Genomic DNA, 15,881 nt, shown 5'->3' with positions numbered 1-15,881 from the left:
TGATGTAATGGTGTTTTGTCGGTATCCTTGGTAAAATAAATCTGACATAGGGGAGGTGAAGTGGCTGAGTATAAAAAAATGGTTTTATTTATTTTGGACAACCCTTCTAATAGGAGCGGGCGGAGCAGTAATCGCAGGTCTGGCACTGCAATTCGTGAACGGCCGAATTGATTTCAAAAGTGTCGATGATTTCTTTTTATACCCGTTGATACTATTCGGCTACGGTATGCTTGTCAGTGTTTATGCGCAACTTGGTTTTTTTGCTTATCTAATTTTGAATTACATGGGCAATGGTGTTTTCCCACCAAAAATTTGGAAATACATACAACTGGTGCTTTCTGTGCTCGCATTGCTTGAACTGATTTTTTTGCGTACCGTCGTTGGCGGGGAAAGAAGTGTCTTGTCTGATCTAATACTAGGAATCTTTATTTTGTTAGCTGCCATTATTGTGTCTTATTTCAAAGTGAAAAGTACAAACATCTCAGCTTGGATTCCAACCCTCTTTTTTATGACAGCTATTTCAATTGTGGAAATTATCGGCGTGCTCCGTATAGGTGTTGATAGTGCGACAGTGTTTATTGTTGTTCCGCTCATCGCCTGTAATGCATTCCAAATTTTGATGCTTCACCGTATTCTCAAGCCGGCAGCCGGATAAAGGCTGGGGCGAATTCAGCAAATCATGAACCCCGTGCTCTGGCCTTCAGAAGACGGGGTTTTTTGCTCTAGAATGTATCCTAACGATTAGAATCCGCTGGAGGAGGTTAATCTTAAAGAACAATAGAGCGGATTCTTTGTGTGTAGCAACGCTCACAAAACTAAGTAGATGCTTCCGAAGCGAGTTTTGTACGTAGTAATACAAAGCGTAGCATCGCTCACAAAACTAAGTAGATGCTTCCGAAGTGAGTTTTGTACGTAGTAATACAAGCGTAGCAACGCTCACAAAACTTTTAGGAGGGGAATATATGGACATCAAGCGCTATATGATAAAAGACACAAATGAAATCCAGCTTAACAAGCTGGACCCGGACGATACAGGTAACTTTAAATCAAAAAAAGAAGCAGAAGCCAAAACAGAGCAGTTAAAGGAACGGTTGGCAGAACTTCAAGATATTCTTTTTGCACAGAAAAAGCACTCACTACTCGTAATTCTGCAAGGGATGGATTCCAGCGGTAAGGATGGAACGGTTAAACACATTTTTTCAGGGATCAATCCACAAGGCTTTATAGTGACCAGCTTCAAGAAACCTTCTCTGGAGGAAGCAGCTCACGATTTCTTATGGAGAGTGCATCAAAAGACACCCCCTAAAGGCTACATCTCTGCATTTAACCGCTCACACTATGAAGATGTATTGGTACCGCGGGTACATGGGGGACTGAAAAAGGATGACTTGAAGCGCCGCTTTCGTTACATACGGCAGTTTGAGGAGATGCTGGTGGAAGAGGGAACGACAATTATCAAGCTTTTTCTGCATATTTCAAAAGAAAAGCAGCTTAAGAAAATCAAAGAACGGCTTGAAGATCCCAAAAAACACTGGAAATTCGACGCAAGTGATCTACAGGAGCGGGAGTTTTGGGATGATTACCAAGAGGCATATGTAGATGTTTTTAAGGAGTCTAGTATTGATAAAGCACCCTGGTACTGGATACCAGCCAATCATCAATGGTACCGCAACTATTTGGCCTTATCCATCGTTGTAAAGACACTGGAGAGTCTGGATCTGAGCTATCCGAAGCTGAATACCCCCACACCCGACATATCGGAGCTCATTTCCCCGCGTCATTAATATTTGGATAAGACCAACATCTATTGCGGTACCTAAGATTGGGAGGAGCGTTACAGCCCAGCAGCATCCTCTAAGGCACTATTTAGTGAGGCCGAGTCACGAACCTCTTTACCCTCTGCGTTGCTTTGGCTGATCAGCTCAGAGACGGTAACGAATTCATAACCTTGTCTGCGGAGCTCATCGATAATTTGCGGAAGAGCTTCGTGAGTTTGTTTGCAGGAATCGCTGGCATGCAGTAGAACGATATCACCAGGATGTGCTTTAGTCGTTACACGCTTCACGATATTGTCTACACCTATGTTCTTCCAGTCTAGAGAGTCTGTGTCCCACTGGATGACTTTGTAACCAAGATCATTGGCCACTTGCAGAACTCTTTTGTCAAAATCACCATTAGGCATACGAATTAGATTGGGTTCTTTACCGGTTAATTCTGTAAGCACAGTGTGAGCCGTTGTGATCTGAGTGCGAATCTCTTCGTTACTTAGAGTGCTGTAATTGACGTGTTTATGGCCATGACTGCCAATTTCGAATCCTGCGTTTTTGATGCTTGTTACAATATCGGGGTGAGTCTTACTCCATGGTGACGATAGGAAGAAGGTGGCTTTGTCCACTTTCTTGTCTTCAAGTACCTTCAAAATTGGTTCGGGTCTCTTTTCCCCCCAGCTAATATCGAAGGTTAGGGCAATCAGCTTCTTCTCTGTTGGCACACTGTAAATGGCAGAAGGTCCAGCCTCAGAAAAAACGGTGATATTACCCCTCTCGACATAGACAACTCCAGCAGCAAGAAGCACAGCGGCGAAGATATAGATGAACCTTTTGATCTTTTTGCCGCTGAATACATAAAAAGAATTCATTAATGACAGCGCTCCTCTCCCATGCGAAATGCTTGTTTGTTCTAAATGTATGCTCGTACCGCACGGTTATGACCTAAGAAACAGAGATCACAATTTCAGGAGGTATTTATGTTGTCGTTCTTCACGTTTGTTAAAGATATTAAATCGATCCGCAAGGCTTTGCTGCTATCCTGTCTGCTCTTCGTAATAGGAGCGGTTGTTGGCTGGGTAGCCACAAGTAGTCTGGAAAAACTATTGGTTCAGCAATTGGAAGGGCTAAGTGAGATCAGCGGAAACTTAAGAGACACCTCTAATCCGCAATGGAACTTCTTTGTATTTATATTTTTGAATAACGCCATCAAGGGCGTGGTTATTATTTTCCTGGGAGCGTTGTTCGGCATATTGCCAGCTATATTCTTATTTATAAACGGAGCGGTAATTGGCTACTTGATACATTTATCCGCACTGCAAGGACAGGATTTGTTCGATTTAATCGTAAAAGGATTACTGCCACACGGGATTATAGAGATTCCGGCAATCATTATCGCTTGTGCCTTTGGACTGCATTTTGGCGGGAAAGTGATTTCAAGTTTATTTCGATCTACAGATAGAAAAGAGGAGAGAAGCGCAGACTGGTCTGCTTTCATGCGTCAAACACTTACGGCTTCCATATGGACTGTAATCCTGTTATTTGTTGCAGCCATTATTGAAAGTACAATTACTTTTTCACTTTTATCATAAAACTTCCGGGAATAGAGCATAACATTAAGGGCGTTCATCCAAGGATTGCCTAAAGGTAAGGAGTATATAATCGACACGAAACCATAAAGGGAATTTTTAATAATTATGGTTATAAAAAGAGGACTCCGGTTAATCTAGTGTAAGAGGATCTTAAGGCAGCTTTCTCCATGAGATGTTACTTACTGTTTATGCACAAAAGTTTTGGGGGTTTAGAGAAGGTGTTAATTGCAACTTCATGAAGGAGGCCAAGCATATGTTGGGAATGTTGTTTAACGAAAAGGAATGCAAGGAACTGGATTATGTTTTGAGAAAAGAACTAGATGAGATGCTGTTAGATTTGAGTGATCAGCGCTTGGACCAAAATATCAGGCACGCCATCGCTAATAGATATAAGACTGTATTCCGGATGTATGCTCGCTTCGCTCCTCAGAAAGAGCTTTCCAAGTATGCATGGGGTGGACGTTCTTCTCAGTATAAACACTGAAGATATACGAGAATTGCTACAGTTTTATAAAGTTTTCAGATTATTTAATAAAATAGCTTGACTAAAAAGGAGTGCTCATGATAAATTATATCTCGCGCTCCTTTTGCTTGTGTAAAAGGGAAGCGGAAGGCAAGAAAAATTGAAAAAAAAGATTTTTCAAAAAAAAGACTTGCCAAACAGCTTAACACTGTGATATATTATAAAGGTCGCCGCTGATAAACAACGACGACGAAATGAGAGACATTGATCTTTGAAAACTGAACAACGAGTGAGTAGGAAATCACGCAAGTGAAATCCAAATTAGAGAATTAATTTTCTCGTCAGATGTTTCAAAATGAGCATATCGCTCTTTTCAATACTAATTGGAGAGTTTGATCCTGGCTCAGGACGAACGCTGGCGGCGTGCCTAATACATGCAAGTCGAGCGGAGTTATTTTGAAAGCTTGCTTTCAAAATAACTTAGCGGCGGACGGGTGAGTAACACGTAGGCAACCTGCCCTTCAGACTGGGATAACTACCGGAAACGGTAGCTAATACCGGATAATTTCTTTTTTCTCCTGAGAGAAGAATGAAAGACGGAGCAATCTGTCACTGAGGGATGGGCCTGCGGCGCATTAGCTAGTTGGTGGGGTAACGGCCCACCAAGGCGACGATGCGTAGCCGACCTGAGAGGGTGAACGGCCACACTGGGACTGAGACACGGCCCAGACTCCTACGGGAGGCAGCAGTAGGGAATCTTCCGCAATGGGCGAAAGCCTGACGGAGCAACGCCGCGTGAGTGATGAAGGTTTTCGGATCGTAAAGCTCTGTTGCCAGGGAAGAACGTCCGGTAGAGTAACTGCTACCGGAGTGACGGTACCTGAGAAGAAAGCCCCGGCTAACTACGTGCCAGCAGCCGCGGTAATACGTAGGGGGCAAGCGTTGTCCGGAATTATTGGGCGTAAAGCGCGCGCAGGCGGCTATTTAAGTCTGGTGTTTAAACCTTGGGCTCAACCTGAGGTCGCACTGGAAACTGGGTGGCTTGAGTACAGAAGAGGAAAGTGGAATTCCACGTGTAGCGGTGAAATGCGTAGATATGTGGAGGAACACCAGTGGCGAAGGCGACTTTCTGGGCTGTAACTGACGCTGAGGCGCGAAAGCGTGGGGAGCAAACAGGATTAGATACCCTGGTAGTCCACGCCGTAAACGATGAGTGCTAGGTGTTAGGGGTTTCGATACCCTTGGTGCCGAAGTTAACACAGTAAGCACTCCGCCTGGGGAGTACGGTCGCAAGACTGAAACTCAAAGGAATTGACGGGGACCCGCACAAGCAGTGGAGTATGTGGTTTAATTCGAAGCAACGCGAAGAACCTTACCAGGTCTTGACATCCCTCTGAATCTGCTAGAGATAGCAGCGGCCTTCGGGACAGAGGAGACAGGTGGTGCATGGTTGTCGTCAGCTCGTGTCGTGAGATGTTGGGTTAAGTCCCGCAACGAGCGCAACCCTTAACTTTAGTTGCCAGCAGGTAATGCTGGGCACTCTAGAGTGACTGCCGGTGACAAACCGGAGGAAGGTGGGGATGACGTCAAATCATCATGCCCCTTATGACCTGGGCTACACACGTACTACAATGGCCGGTACAACGGGAAGCGAAGCCGCGAGGTGGAGCCAATCCCATCAAAGCCGGTCTCAGTTCGGATTGCAGGCTGCAACTCGCCTGCATGAAGTCGGAATTGCTAGTAATCGCGGATCAGCATGCCGCGGTGAATACGTTCCCGGGTCTTGTACACACCGCCCGTCACACCACGAGAGTTTACAACACCCGAAGTCGGTGGGGTAACCCGCAAGGGAGCCAGCCGCCGAAGGTGGGGTAGATGATTGGGGTGAAGTCGTAACAAGGTAGCCGTATCGGAAGGTGCGGCTGGATCACCTCCTTTCTATGGAGAATCGTCTTCTGCAATGAAGACATTCAAATCGGAAGTTTAACTTCCATAATAGAACCTTCGGGTTCGAATACTCACTCGTGTTCAGTTTTGAAAGAGCAAGTCTCTTTCGTATGCGTTTGGTGGCGATAGCGGAGGGGTTCCACACGTACCCATCCCGAACACGACCGTTAAGCCCTCCAGCGCCGATGGTACTTGGACCGAAGGGTCCTGGGAGAGTAGGACGTTGCCAAGCGGACAACCAATTCATTGGTTGATTCACAATGTTATATATGTTATATGGGCTTTTAGCTCAGTTGGTTAGAGCGCACCTCTGATAAGGGTGAGGTCGGTGGTTCGAGTCCACCAAGGCCCACCATATAACATTATAGAGTAATTTTATGGGGCCATAGCTCAGCTGGGAGAGCGCCTGCCTTGCAAGCAGGAGGTCAGCGGTTCGATCCCGCTTGGCTCCACCATAAATTTTTAAATGAATAACTTTTTCAACTTGATCCTTGAAAACTGGATACCGAAACGAATTTGCGTTTTAGAACATCTTTTAGCAACTTGTGCAAACAAGTAAATGTTATTAGTGAGATTTTTCTTCGGAAAAATCAAGGTTAAGCTAATAAGAGCACACGGAGGATGCCTAGGCGCCAGGAGCCGACGAAGGACGTGGCGAACAACGAAACTGCCTCGGGGAGCTGTAAGCAAGCTTTGATCCGGGGGTGTCCGAATGGGGAAACCCAGCTGTGGTAATTCGCAGTTACTCATACCTGAATACATAGGGTGTGTAGAGGCAGACCAGGGGAACTGAAACATCTAAGTACCCTGAGGAAGAGAAAACAATAGTGATTCCGTCAGTAGCGGCGAGCGAACGCGGAACAGCCTAAACCAAGGGGCTTGCCTCTTGGGGTTGTGGGACGTCTCACATGGAGTTACAAAGGAATATGGTAGGTGAAGAGGTCTGGAAAGGCCCGCGATAGAGGTAAAAGCCCTGTAACCTAAACTGTGTTCTCTCCGAGACGGATCCCGAGTAGTGCGGGGCACGTGAAACCCCGTATGAATCCAGCAGGACCATCTGCTAAGGCTAAATACTACCTGGCGACCGATAGTGAAACAGTACCGTGAGGGAAAGGTGAAAAGCACCCCGGAAGGGGAGTGAAATAGAACCTGAAACCGTGTGCTTACAAAAAGTCAGAGCCCGATCTATGGGTGATGGCGTGCCTTTTGTAGAATGAACCGGCGAGTTACGTTTAACATGCAAGGTTAAGCCGAGAAGGTGGAGCCGCAGCGAAAGCGAGTCTGAATAGGGCGATTTAGTATGTGGACGTAGACCCGAAACCGTGTGATCTACCCCTGTCCAGGGTGAAGGTGCGGTAACACGCACTGGAGGCCCGAACCCACGTACGTTGAAAAGTGCGGGGATGAGGTGGGGGTAGCGGAGAAATTCCAATCGAACTCGGAGATAGCTGGTTCTCCCCGAAATAGCTTTAGGGCTAGCCTCGGTATAAGAGTAGTGGAGGTAGAGCACTGATTGGGTGCGGGGTCCGCAAGGATTACCAAGCTCAGTCAAACTCCGAATGCCATATACTTATTGCCGGGAGTCAGACAGTGAGTGCTAAGATCCATTGTCAAAAGGGAAACAGCCCAGACCATCAGCTAAGGTCCCCAAGTGTGTGTTAAGTGGGAAAGGATGTGGAGTTGCACAGACAACCAGGATGTTGGCTTAGAAGCAGCCACCATTGAAAGAGTGCGTAATAGCTCACTGGTCGAGTGACTCTGCGCCGAAAATGTAACGGGGCTAAACACACCACCGAAGCTATGGCTAGATACGTATGTATCTGGGGTAGGGGAGCGTTGTGTAGGGGTTGAAGGTGTACTGAAAAGAGCGCTGGACACTACACAAGTGAGAATGCCGGTATGAGTAACGAAAAGATCAGTGAGAATCTGATCCGCCGAAAGCCCAAGGTTTCCTGAGGAAGGCTCGTCCGCTCAGGGTAAGTCGGGACCTAAGGCGAGGCCGAAAGGCGTAGTCGAAGGACAACAGTTTGAAATTACTGTACCACCGTAATCCGCTATGAGCGATGGGGTGACGCAGGAGGGTAGTGACGCGGACTGATGGATGTCCGTCTAAGCAGTGAGGCTGATGTGTAGGCAAATCCGCACATCGATAAGGCTGGGCTGTGATGGGGAGCGAAAATTATAGTAGCGAAGGTCATGATCTCACACTGCCAAGAAAAGCCTCTAGCCAGGAGAAGGTGCCCGTACCGCAAACCGACACAGGTAGGCGAGAAGAGAATTCTAAGGCGCGCGGAAGAACTCTCGTTAAGGAACTCGGCAAAATGACCCCGTAACTTCGGGAGAAGGGGTGCCCCGGTAGTGTGAATAGCACGAGGGGGCCGCAGTGAAAAGGCCCAAGCGACTGTTTAGCAAAAACACAGGTCTGTGCGAAGCCGCAAGGCGAAGTATACGGGCTGACGCCTGCCCGGTGCTGGAAGGTTAAGGGGAGTGGTTAGGGGTAACCCGAAGCTATGAACCGAAGCCCCAGTAAACGGCGGCCGTAACTATAACGGTCCTAAGGTAGCGAAATTCCTTGTCAGGTAAATTCTGACCCGCACGAATGGCGTAACGACTTGGGCGCTGTCTCAACGAGAGATCCGGTGAAATTTTAATACCTGTGAAGATGCAGGTTACCCGCGACAAGACGGAAAGACCCCATGGAGCTTTACTGCAGCTTGATATTGAATTTGGGTACGATCTGTACAGGATAGGTGGGAGCCGTAGAAATCGGAGCGCAAGCTTCGGTGGAGGCGCCGTTGGGATACCACCCTGATCGTATCTAGGTTCTAACCTAGTACCCTTATCGGGTACGGGGACCGTGTCAGGCGGGCAGTTTGACTGGGGCGGTCGCCTCCTAAAGAGTAACGGAGGCGTTCCAAGGTTCCCTCAGAATGGTTGGAAATCATTCGCAGAGTGCAAAGGCATAAGGGAGCTTGACTGCGAGACCTACAAGTCGAGCAGGGACGAAAGTCGGACTTAGTGATCCGGTGGTACCGCATGGAAGGGCCATCGCTCAACGGATAAAAGCTACCCTGGGGATAACAGGCTTATCTCCCCCAAGAGTCCACATCGACGGGGAGGTTTGGCACCTCGATGTCGGCTCATCGCATCCTGGGGCTGAAGTAGGTCCCAAGGGTTGGGCTGTTCGCCCATTAAAGCGGTACGCGAGCTGGGTTCAGAACGTCGTGAGACAGTTCGGTCCCTATCTGTCGTGGGCGCAGGAAATTTGAGAGGAGCTGTCCTTAGTACGAGAGGACCGGGATGGACGTACCGCTGGTGCACCAGTTGTTCCGCCAGGAGCATGGCTGGGTAGCTACGTACGGACGGGATAAGCGCTGAAAGCATCTAAGCGTGAAGCCCCCCTCAAGATGAGATTTCCCAATTAGTAAGACCCCTTGAAGACGACGAGGTAGATAGGTTGGAGGTGGAAGTGCAGTAATGCATGGAGCTGACCAATACTAATCGGTCGAGGGCTTATCCTATACGTAGAATGCAGATTCGTTTCGGATTCAGTTTTCAGGCATCAAGCCTGAGCATTTACGCTGTAAATGCCCGTTTGGTGGCGATAGCGGAGGGGTTCCACACGTACCCATCCCGAACACGACCGTTAAGCCCTCCAGCGCCGATGGTACTTGGACCGAAGGGTCCTGGGAGAGTAGGACGTTGCCAAGCGGATATTCCCTGATAGCTCAGTTGGTAGAGCACTCGACTGTTAATCGAGTTGTCACAGGTTCGAGTCCTGTTCGGGGAGCCATGCTCTCATAGCTCAGCAGGTAGAGTGCTTCCATGGTAAGGAAGAGGTCACCGGTTCGAATCCGGTTGAGAGCTCCACAGATTTGCAAGGCCCGTTGGTCAAGGGGTTAAGACACCTCCCTTTCACGGAGGTAACATGGGTTCGAATCCCATACGGGTCACCAACTTTTACTTGTACTTACCCTTAGAGGGTCCCATAGATATGGAGGCTTAGCTCAGCTGGGAGAGCATCTGCCTTACAAGCAGAGGGTCGGGGGTTCGATCCCCTCAGCCTCCACCATAATCTTTCTAAGAGATTATGGGCAACATAGAGGTACCATCAATGGGGATTAGCCAAGCGGTAAGGCAACGGACTTTGACTCCGTCACTCATAGGTTCGAATCCTATATCCCCAGCCAAGTGCGAGCCATTAGCTCAGTTGGTAGAGCACCTGACTTTTAATCAGGGTGTCGAAGGTTCGAGTCCTTCATGGCTCACTTTTATTATTATCATGCGCGTGTGGCGGAATGGCAGACGCACCAGACTTAGGATCTGGCGTTTCACGACGTGGGGGTTCAAGTCCCTTCACGCGCACCACTTATTGCGGACGTGGCTCAGCGGTAGAGCATCGCCTTGCCAAGGCGAGGGTCGCGGGTTCGATTCCCGTCGTCCGCTCCATAATTTTGCGCCCTTAGCTCAGCTGGATAGAGCGTTTGACTACGAATCAAAAGGCCGGGAGTTCGAATCTCTCAGGGCGCGCCATTTTATTATTAAGCAATTATAGTATTTATAACGGGATGTAGCTCAGCTTGGTAGAGCACCTGGTTTGGGACCAGGGGGTCGCATGTTCAAATCGTGTCATCCCGATTTTCACCTTTGCGGGTGTAGTTCAATGGTAGAACTTCAGCCTTCCAAGCTGATAGCGTGGGTTCGATTCCCATCACCCGCTCCATAATTTTATAGTAACGGGATGTAGCTCAGCTTGGTAGAGCACCTGGTTTGGGACCAGGGGGTCGCATGTTCAAATCGTGTCATCCCGATACTCAGCTTAATCGCTGCTCAAAAGCTCTTACTTCGGTAAGGGCTTTTTTGTTATGTATTGAATATACATATAAATACATCATAAGAACGTATGTTCTATTATTCCTCCAAAAAAAATCGGACTTCCGGTGGAATTCCAATCCGTAGATAATAGTTTCTCCATGATTCCTCTTGTTCGGGGCTTCTGCCTGAAGATAATAATTTTACAGCAAATACATTAGCTTGACGTTCAAGCTTCCCAGGAGAGAAATAGGAGCTTTCCTCCAGAAAAAAGCGATTGATCCCCTTGTGAAGCCGATCATGTCCTAATTCATGCGCACAAACGAAGCGCTGCCATTCTACAGGCAACTCATTATGAATGACGATAAACCTTCTTCTTAATTTTCGATAATATAATCCCTTTGTGCCAGTCCCCAGATTCATGAAACGAATTTGAATGCCTAGTGCTGCGGCAAGCTCGAACGGGCAGTTGGTTTTATATTTTTTAATCAGACTATTGATCAGTTCATCCATGTTCTTCACCTGCAGCATGTTAGTATAGTTATTTAGTGTCTTTGGATTTTTTTCTCTTATTCATCTGTTTGGCTTCCCAGAACAATCCGGTTAGTACATCTTTTATCCTCTGTTTATCTTCTTTGTCTAATGGAATTCCGTCAAACATCAGCTCTCCATCATCCTCTAGCATTTTTCGAAAGTCTCTTTTATCTTTGCTTGTGGCCCAATCTGGGACAGCCTCATCGCTTGAAAGAGTCTGGTCCTGCAAATACCCTGCCTGATCCATTAGCTCCTCGTAGGGGACGCCAGTGGCCTCAGCAATTTTGCGTAACGTGGTTGGTTTAGGAACCCCTCTTAATCCATTCTCAATCCGGGAAATTTGCGAACCGCTAATTCCGGCTGCTGCTGCTAATTGATTAATGGTGAGTCCCTTTGTTTCCCGAAGATGCTTCATATAATCCCCGAATTCCTGTTTCATCTCAACTCACTCCTTATTGGCTGTAACCTTATGATAATAATATAAGCCATTTTTGCCAATAGGTAAACAACAAAGCGTATATTATTGCCAAAAGGCAAGATAATGGAGGGATATACGCTCTTTTTCGATAAAAACAGCCTAAAACGGGGTTTTACGAGATTGGTAAAGAAGTGGTATATTATAGAAAAATACGAACAGAATACGAACAAGATTTATTTTATCACATTGGGCTGGAAAATTCCGCAAATTTAATCTCATTCAGTTAAACCCAAAAGGAGTGCATAAATGATGAACATATCAACTTTACCAGAGTTGGACCGTCGCCGAACCCAGGTCGCTATAGAGAGCATGTTGGAGAAATACCGTATTTTTAAGACCGTTACATTTGAAGCGAAGGAAGCAAGCACAACTTATTCATACACAGAAAGATTTCATGGTCCTACTAACACTGTAACTGATCAGACTGCTGCGATAGCTTCTTATAATGTGGACATCCCCGCCGCAAGGAGGGCTTACTGTTCCGCAATAGACTCTGTGGTAGAGAGACTCGATACGAGAGAACAGCAGCTGGTACGGGAAAGGTATATGAGAAGAGACGAGATGTACGATTATACGATTTACAATCATGTGTTTGATCCACCGGTAAGTAAGGACACTTACGTGAAGATACGCTCGAAGGCTTTTTACAAGATGGCATTAGCGTTAACGGATCTCGGTTTACTATCTCTGCAAACTTTAGTAACAACAGCGCCTAGGGTAAAGAAAGAGAAAATGAGTATTACTTAATAGAAATAGAATAGTGTGATTAGTAAAGAAGACTGTATCGTCCGAGTGGATGATGCGGTCTTTTTTTGAATTATAAAGAAAGTATAAGTTTCAGGATGTACTTTATCCTTATAATCCTCGCACAAAAACTTGCCGTCCATAAAAGGAGGGACGAAGGCTCTTAAGCTTGTCTTCAATTATGTTCCTCCGAAAAACCGCTCTATACCATCCAAAAGCTAGCCAAAACCTCGTCCGTTTACCCTCTCCGCAAGGAAAATATGGGGGTATGATTATAACATGGCAAATGAAGCAAAAGAACACCGCAAGAGCATGAATGCTCTGCTAATAGTTCCGCCCTAAGGGTGATGAGAACAAACCTAGCGGTGAAAGATTCTTCTCGCATTTGCCTAATGAAGAAGGGATATTATCCAACCTCGGATAGTATCCTTTTTTCTTAGATCTAGTTGAGGGGGTGTCTGCTTAATGTTCATGCAGTTGAAGGTTAACACCATCAAGGATCGACGAACGGTCGCAGATCAGAAAGGAATGGAGTGATGTCGGTACAACAATTGCGAGAACACATTACAAGTACACTTGAATGGTATTTTCCTGATGTGCCTGTATATGTAGAAGGAGAAAAACCTCAAACAGCCTATTTTCATCCCGGACTGATCTCAGCAACACTGGATCGGCAGCGGGAGGGCAGGTATTTAGCGGTCTACCGTTTTGGCATCCGTTATGAGCAAGGCAATTTGCTGGAAGCTGAGAGAATGGCAGATAAGCTAAGTGAGGCGATGGCAGGAATGGAGCAGGATGGTGGAGCTTTTCGTGTAGTTAGGCAAGCGTGGGAAGCTGGAACTGAAGGGCATGGGCCGCTGTTTACAGTTGACTATATGTTGTATTTGCAAAACGACAAGCCTGACAGCATTAAGATGGGACAAATGATTGGAGGAGAACGATTGAAATGAGTACTAAAGGGAGTAACGGGAATGGGTTCAGTAAGGAACAGATTGTGAATTCCTCACTTTTTACGCCGAGGGAAAAGGATATATTGAACGTTATTTTGCAGGATGGCAAGAACTATACGCTCGAAGAAGCAAAGCAATCTATGGGATTGTTCAAAAATAAGGAGGTAATGAACTAATGGCAGGCGGAACATGGACAACGCAAAATAAGGTGCGCCCTGGGGTGTACGTAAATGTAGCATCAAATCAAGGTGCCATCGGCAAAATGGGAGAACGCGGGATTACGGCATTGGCGCTTGCCCTATCTTGGGGAGAACCGGGAGTAATCATGAAGATTACCCCGCAGGATGATGTGAATAAGCTGCTAGGAGTTGATTTGGAACATCCAACTCTATTGCCAGTGCGTGAAGCGCTGAAACGGGCGGGAACCTTGCTGCTCTATCGATTGAATGAAGGCGTTAAAGCGGCAGTCACAAATAACGGTCTTCAGGTAACAGCTAAATATGGCGGTGTACGCGGAAATGATCTTTCGATTGTGATTGAGAAAAATATAGAGAATGTTGCTCTTTTTGATGTAAAGACGTTGCTTAATGGAACAGAACTGAACAAGCAAACAGTTGGAACGGCTGAGGAGTTGGTCGCGAACGATTATGTTCAATTCCAGAAAAATGGTGCAGAAGGCTTGAAGCTAATTGCAGGCATGCCGCTTACAGGGGGGGCTAACGGAACCGTGACGAATGGAGCACATAGTGACTTCCTGTCTGCTCTTGAGGTGCAAGAATTCCAAACCGTGGGTCTAGTATCGCAGGATAGTGCTCTCAAGGCACTCTACAGTTCTTTTGTGAGACGGCTTCGGGATACAGAAGGGAAAAAGGTACAGGCTGTACTATCCGATTATGCGGCTGCAGGTCATGAAGGTGTGATTAGCGTGAATAATGGGGTAGTACTGAGCGACGGAACTACGATTGATAACGTCAATGTCGTTGCTTGGGTAGCTGGTGCTACAGCAGCAGCTGCTGTTAATGAATCGCTGACTTATCAGGGTTATGATGATTCGGTGGATGCTGATGTAAGACTTAGCCATTCTGAGACTACAGCTGCGTTGCTAAAAGGAGAGCTTATCTTTACTTACAGTGGCGGACGGGCTGTGGTGGAACAGGATATTAATACATTTACCGCATTTTCACCGGACAAAGGCAAAGCATTCTCCAAAAATCGTGTACTTCGCGTGCTGGATGGAATTGCAAATGATATGAAGCGTATTTTTGAGAACTACTATATCGGTAAGGTCGCGAATAATGAAGATGGCCGTGCTCTTTTCTGGTCACAGTGTGCGACTTATATGAATGATTTGCAGGATATGGGTGCGATTGAGGGCTTTAACGCGCAGACAGATGTTGTAGTTGTGGCTGGTGCAGATAGTGACAGTATCGTGCTGGATGTGGCTGTGAAACCGGTAGATTCCGTAGAAAAAGTATATATGAAAGTGAAGGTGGTTTAAGATGGCATTTTTAAAAGCTAGTGATACGATTTCCGGCCAGGAGGGCCGTGCTTATGCTGTGATTGGTACGCAAACTGAAGAGATGTTCTATGTGAAAACTCTTGAAGCTACAGTAGAAAAAACAAAAGCAGAAGTGAAAACACTGGGCCGCCGGGGTGTTCAGCATAAAGCGACTGGATGGTCGGGCAGCGGTTCGATGACGATTTTTTATATGACTAGTCGTTTCCGCCAGATGATGCTCGATTATATGAATACGGGTGTTGATCAGTACTTCGATATTGAGGTTACGAACGAGGATCCATCGTCCAGCGTGGGGGCACAACGGATTATTCTAAAAGGGGTGAACCTCGATAGTGTCATCATGGCCTCACTCGATACAGAGTCAGACGCTCTGGAAGAAGAAGTTAGCTTTACCTTTGAAGATGTGCAGATTGTGCAAGCTTTTGGTGCTCCGGCAGGTTCCGGGCTTTAATTAAGACAACTAGATAGATTGGAGCAAGCAAGACCCGAACGTAGAATGAGCGACGGGTCTCTTCTCTGTCTATTGGCAGCTAGTAGCAGGAGAAGTATCTAAATAAATAATTCTAGGAGGAAGACAATGAGCGAATTAAGTTTGTTTTTTGCCCAAAATGTAGCATGTGACACGACCGAGGAGTTTGTGGTATCCCAGCGTTTTAAGGATAAGGAAGGAAATGCGGTGGCCTGGAAGTTGCGCAGTATGACTGAGGATGAGAATCAGGAATGCCGCAAGGCCGCAACCCGCAAAGTCAAAGGGAAAAACGGAGTGTATACCTCTGAAATTGAGCCTAACGATTATATGGCGAAGCTGATGACCTCAAGTGTAATGCATCCGGATCTAAAAAATGCTGAACTGCAGCGTTCTTATGGCGTACTTGGCGCTGAAACACTGCTGCGTAAAATGCTGCTTCCGGGTGAATTCGCGGCGTTGGGTGAGCGGGTGCAGGCCTTAAATGGTTTTGGCACGGACATGAACGAGCTGGTGGATGAAGTAAAAAACTAATCAACGAGGGCGATAGTGAAGCCAATTTTGCTTATTACGCCCTCCATGAGCTGCACATTTTACCCCATGAGCTGAT

General features: G+C 46.7%; 13 protein-coding genes, 14 tRNA genes and 4 rRNA genes. 28 read left to right on the top strand and 3 right to left on the bottom strand.

Going from position 1 to position 15,881, the window contains the following annotated elements:
• Positions 1-64: 64 nt before the first annotated feature.
• Positions 65-655, top strand: coding sequence for a KinB-signaling pathway activation protein (locus tag NSQ66_RS27420; protein WP_036680642.1), 591 nt, complete (start codon positions 65-67; stop codon positions 653-655).
• A 307-nt stretch (positions 656-962) separates the two neighbouring features.
• Positions 963-1,784: a PPK2 family polyphosphate kinase gene (locus NSQ66_RS27415; RefSeq protein WP_051491135.1), complete on the top strand. Its 822-nt coding sequence runs from the start codon at positions 963-965 to the stop codon at positions 1,782-1,784.
• A gap of 50 nt (positions 1,785-1,834) precedes the next feature.
• Here the strand turns inward: NSQ66_RS27415 and pdaB are convergent, their stop codons facing one another.
• Positions 1,835-2,638 carry a polysaccharide deacetylase family sporulation protein PdaB gene (gene pdaB, locus NSQ66_RS27410; RefSeq protein WP_036680629.1) on the bottom strand — a complete coding sequence of 268 codons (804 nt, stop codon included), beginning with the start codon at positions 2,636-2,638 and terminating at the stop codon, positions 1,835-1,837.
• Between the two features lie 108 nt (positions 2,639-2,746).
• On the opposite strand from pdaB, the gene NSQ66_RS27405 reads away from it, so the two are divergent.
• The 20 genes from NSQ66_RS27405 (at position 2,747) to NSQ66_RS27310 (ending at position 10,579) form a co-directional block, all read left to right on the top strand.
• Entirely contained in the window at positions 2,747-3,358 is a 612-nt protein-coding gene (locus tag NSQ66_RS27405; protein ID WP_036680630.1) for a stage II sporulation protein M, read from the top strand.
• A gap of 253 nt (positions 3,359-3,611) precedes the next feature.
• On the top strand, positions 3,612-3,842 hold the full coding sequence (locus NSQ66_RS27400) for a hypothetical protein (protein WP_036680631.1): 231 nt from the start codon (positions 3,612-3,614) through the stop codon (positions 3,840-3,842).
• A 359-nt stretch (positions 3,843-4,201) separates the two neighbouring features.
• Positions 4,202-5,759, top strand: a 16S ribosomal RNA gene (locus NSQ66_RS27395).
• 124 nt (positions 5,760-5,883) lie between these two features.
• Positions 5,884-6,000, top strand: a 5S ribosomal RNA gene (rrf, locus tag NSQ66_RS27390).
• 46 nt (positions 6,001-6,046) lie between these two features.
• Positions 6,047-6,123: transfer RNA gene (locus NSQ66_RS27385), tRNA-Ile, on the top strand.
• Between the two features lie 24 nt (positions 6,124-6,147).
• Positions 6,148-6,223, top strand: a tRNA-Ala gene (locus NSQ66_RS27380).
• A 139-nt stretch (positions 6,224-6,362) separates the two neighbouring features.
• Positions 6,363-9,289, top strand: a 23S ribosomal RNA gene (locus NSQ66_RS27375).
• Positions 9,290-9,362: 73 nt separating this feature from the next.
• Positions 9,363-9,479 (top strand): 5S ribosomal RNA (gene rrf / locus NSQ66_RS27370).
• The 16S, 23S and 5S rRNA genes sit together here with 14 tRNA genes alongside, the layout of an rRNA operon.
• Before the next feature lie 6 nt (positions 9,480-9,485).
• Positions 9,486-9,561 (top strand) — tRNA-Asn (locus NSQ66_RS27365).
• 1 nt (position 9,562) lies between these two features.
• A tRNA-Thr gene (locus NSQ66_RS27360) sits at positions 9,563-9,638 on the top strand.
• Positions 9,639-9,649: 11 nt separating this feature from the next.
• A tRNA-Glu gene (locus NSQ66_RS27355) sits at positions 9,650-9,724 on the top strand.
• Between the two features lie 40 nt (positions 9,725-9,764).
• Positions 9,765-9,840 (top strand) — tRNA-Val (locus NSQ66_RS27350).
• Positions 9,841-9,883: 43 nt separating this feature from the next.
• Positions 9,884-9,958, top strand: a tRNA-Gln gene (locus NSQ66_RS27345).
• Between the two features lie 5 nt (positions 9,959-9,963).
• Positions 9,964-10,036 (top strand) — tRNA-Lys (locus NSQ66_RS27340).
• 16 nt (positions 10,037-10,052) lie between these two features.
• Positions 10,053-10,136 (top strand) — tRNA-Leu (locus NSQ66_RS27335).
• A gap of 6 nt (positions 10,137-10,142) precedes the next feature.
• Positions 10,143-10,217: transfer RNA gene (locus NSQ66_RS27330), tRNA-Gly, on the top strand.
• 7 nt (positions 10,218-10,224) lie between these two features.
• Positions 10,225-10,301 (top strand) — tRNA-Arg (locus tag NSQ66_RS27325).
• 31 nt (positions 10,302-10,332) lie between these two features.
• Positions 10,333-10,406 (top strand) — tRNA-Pro (locus NSQ66_RS27320).
• 11 nt (positions 10,407-10,417) lie between these two features.
• Positions 10,418-10,491 (top strand) — tRNA-Gly (locus tag NSQ66_RS27315).
• Between the two features lie 14 nt (positions 10,492-10,505).
• Positions 10,506-10,579, top strand: a tRNA-Pro gene (locus NSQ66_RS27310).
• A gap of 100 nt (positions 10,580-10,679) precedes the next feature.
• Here NSQ66_RS27310 and NSQ66_RS27305 read toward each other — a convergent pair.
• Together NSQ66_RS27305 and NSQ66_RS27300 are read right to left on the bottom strand one after the other, a co-directional pair.
• On the bottom strand, positions 10,680-11,093 hold the full coding sequence (locus NSQ66_RS27305; protein WP_036681396.1) for an ImmA/IrrE family metallo-endopeptidase: 414 nt from the start codon (positions 11,091-11,093) through the stop codon (positions 10,680-10,682).
• Positions 11,094-11,121: 28 nt separating this feature from the next.
• Positions 11,122-11,553, bottom strand: a complete 432-nt coding sequence (locus NSQ66_RS27300; RefSeq protein WP_038573442.1) for a transcriptional regulator — start codon at positions 11,551-11,553, stop codon at positions 11,122-11,124.
• 285 nt (positions 11,554-11,838) lie between these two features.
• On the opposite strand from NSQ66_RS27300, the gene NSQ66_RS27295 reads away from it, so the two are divergent.
• From NSQ66_RS27295 to NSQ66_RS27270, 6 genes are all read left to right on the top strand, one after another.
• Positions 11,839-12,339 (top strand): ArpU family phage packaging/lysis transcriptional regulator, encoded by a 501-nt coding sequence (locus NSQ66_RS27295; RefSeq protein ID WP_094902361.1) that lies wholly within the window; start codon positions 11,839-11,841, stop codon positions 12,337-12,339.
• Positions 12,340-12,872: 533 nt separating this feature from the next.
• Positions 12,873-13,286: a DUF6838 family protein gene (locus tag NSQ66_RS27290; protein ID WP_076141912.1), complete on the top strand. Its 414-nt coding sequence runs from the start codon at positions 12,873-12,875 to the stop codon at positions 13,284-13,286.
• Positions 13,283-13,462: a hypothetical protein gene (locus NSQ66_RS27285; protein ID WP_036681241.1), complete on the top strand. Its 180-nt coding sequence runs from the start codon at positions 13,283-13,285 to the stop codon at positions 13,460-13,462. The genes NSQ66_RS27290 and NSQ66_RS27285 overlap by 4 nt, the downstream gene beginning before the upstream one ends.
• Complete coding sequence (locus NSQ66_RS27280; protein ID WP_076141913.1) at positions 13,462-14,784, top strand: phage tail sheath family protein; 1,323 nt, start codon at positions 13,462-13,464, stop codon at positions 14,782-14,784. The genes NSQ66_RS27285 and NSQ66_RS27280 overlap by 1 nt, the downstream gene beginning before the upstream one ends.
• A gap of 1 nt (position 14,785) precedes the next feature.
• Complete coding sequence (locus NSQ66_RS27275; protein ID WP_036681245.1) at positions 14,786-15,256, top strand: phage tail tube protein; 471 nt, start codon at positions 14,786-14,788, stop codon at positions 15,254-15,256.
• A gap of 126 nt (positions 15,257-15,382) precedes the next feature.
• The gene (locus tag NSQ66_RS27270; protein ID WP_036681247.1) at positions 15,383-15,805 is read left to right on the top strand and encodes a phage portal protein; all 423 of its coding nucleotides are present in this window, start codon (positions 15,383-15,385) and stop codon (positions 15,803-15,805) included.
• The last annotated feature ends 76 nt before the right edge of the window (positions 15,806-15,881 follow it).

Origin of the sequence: Paenibacillus sp. FSL H3-0329 (assembly GCF_037963285.1) — a bacterium.
Taxonomy (GTDB): Bacteria; Bacillota; Bacilli; order Paenibacillales; family Paenibacillaceae; genus Paenibacillus_AQ; species Paenibacillus_AQ odorifer.
Note: the sequence above shows the minus strand (reverse complement) of the source record. Positions and strands in the feature narration are given on the sequence as shown.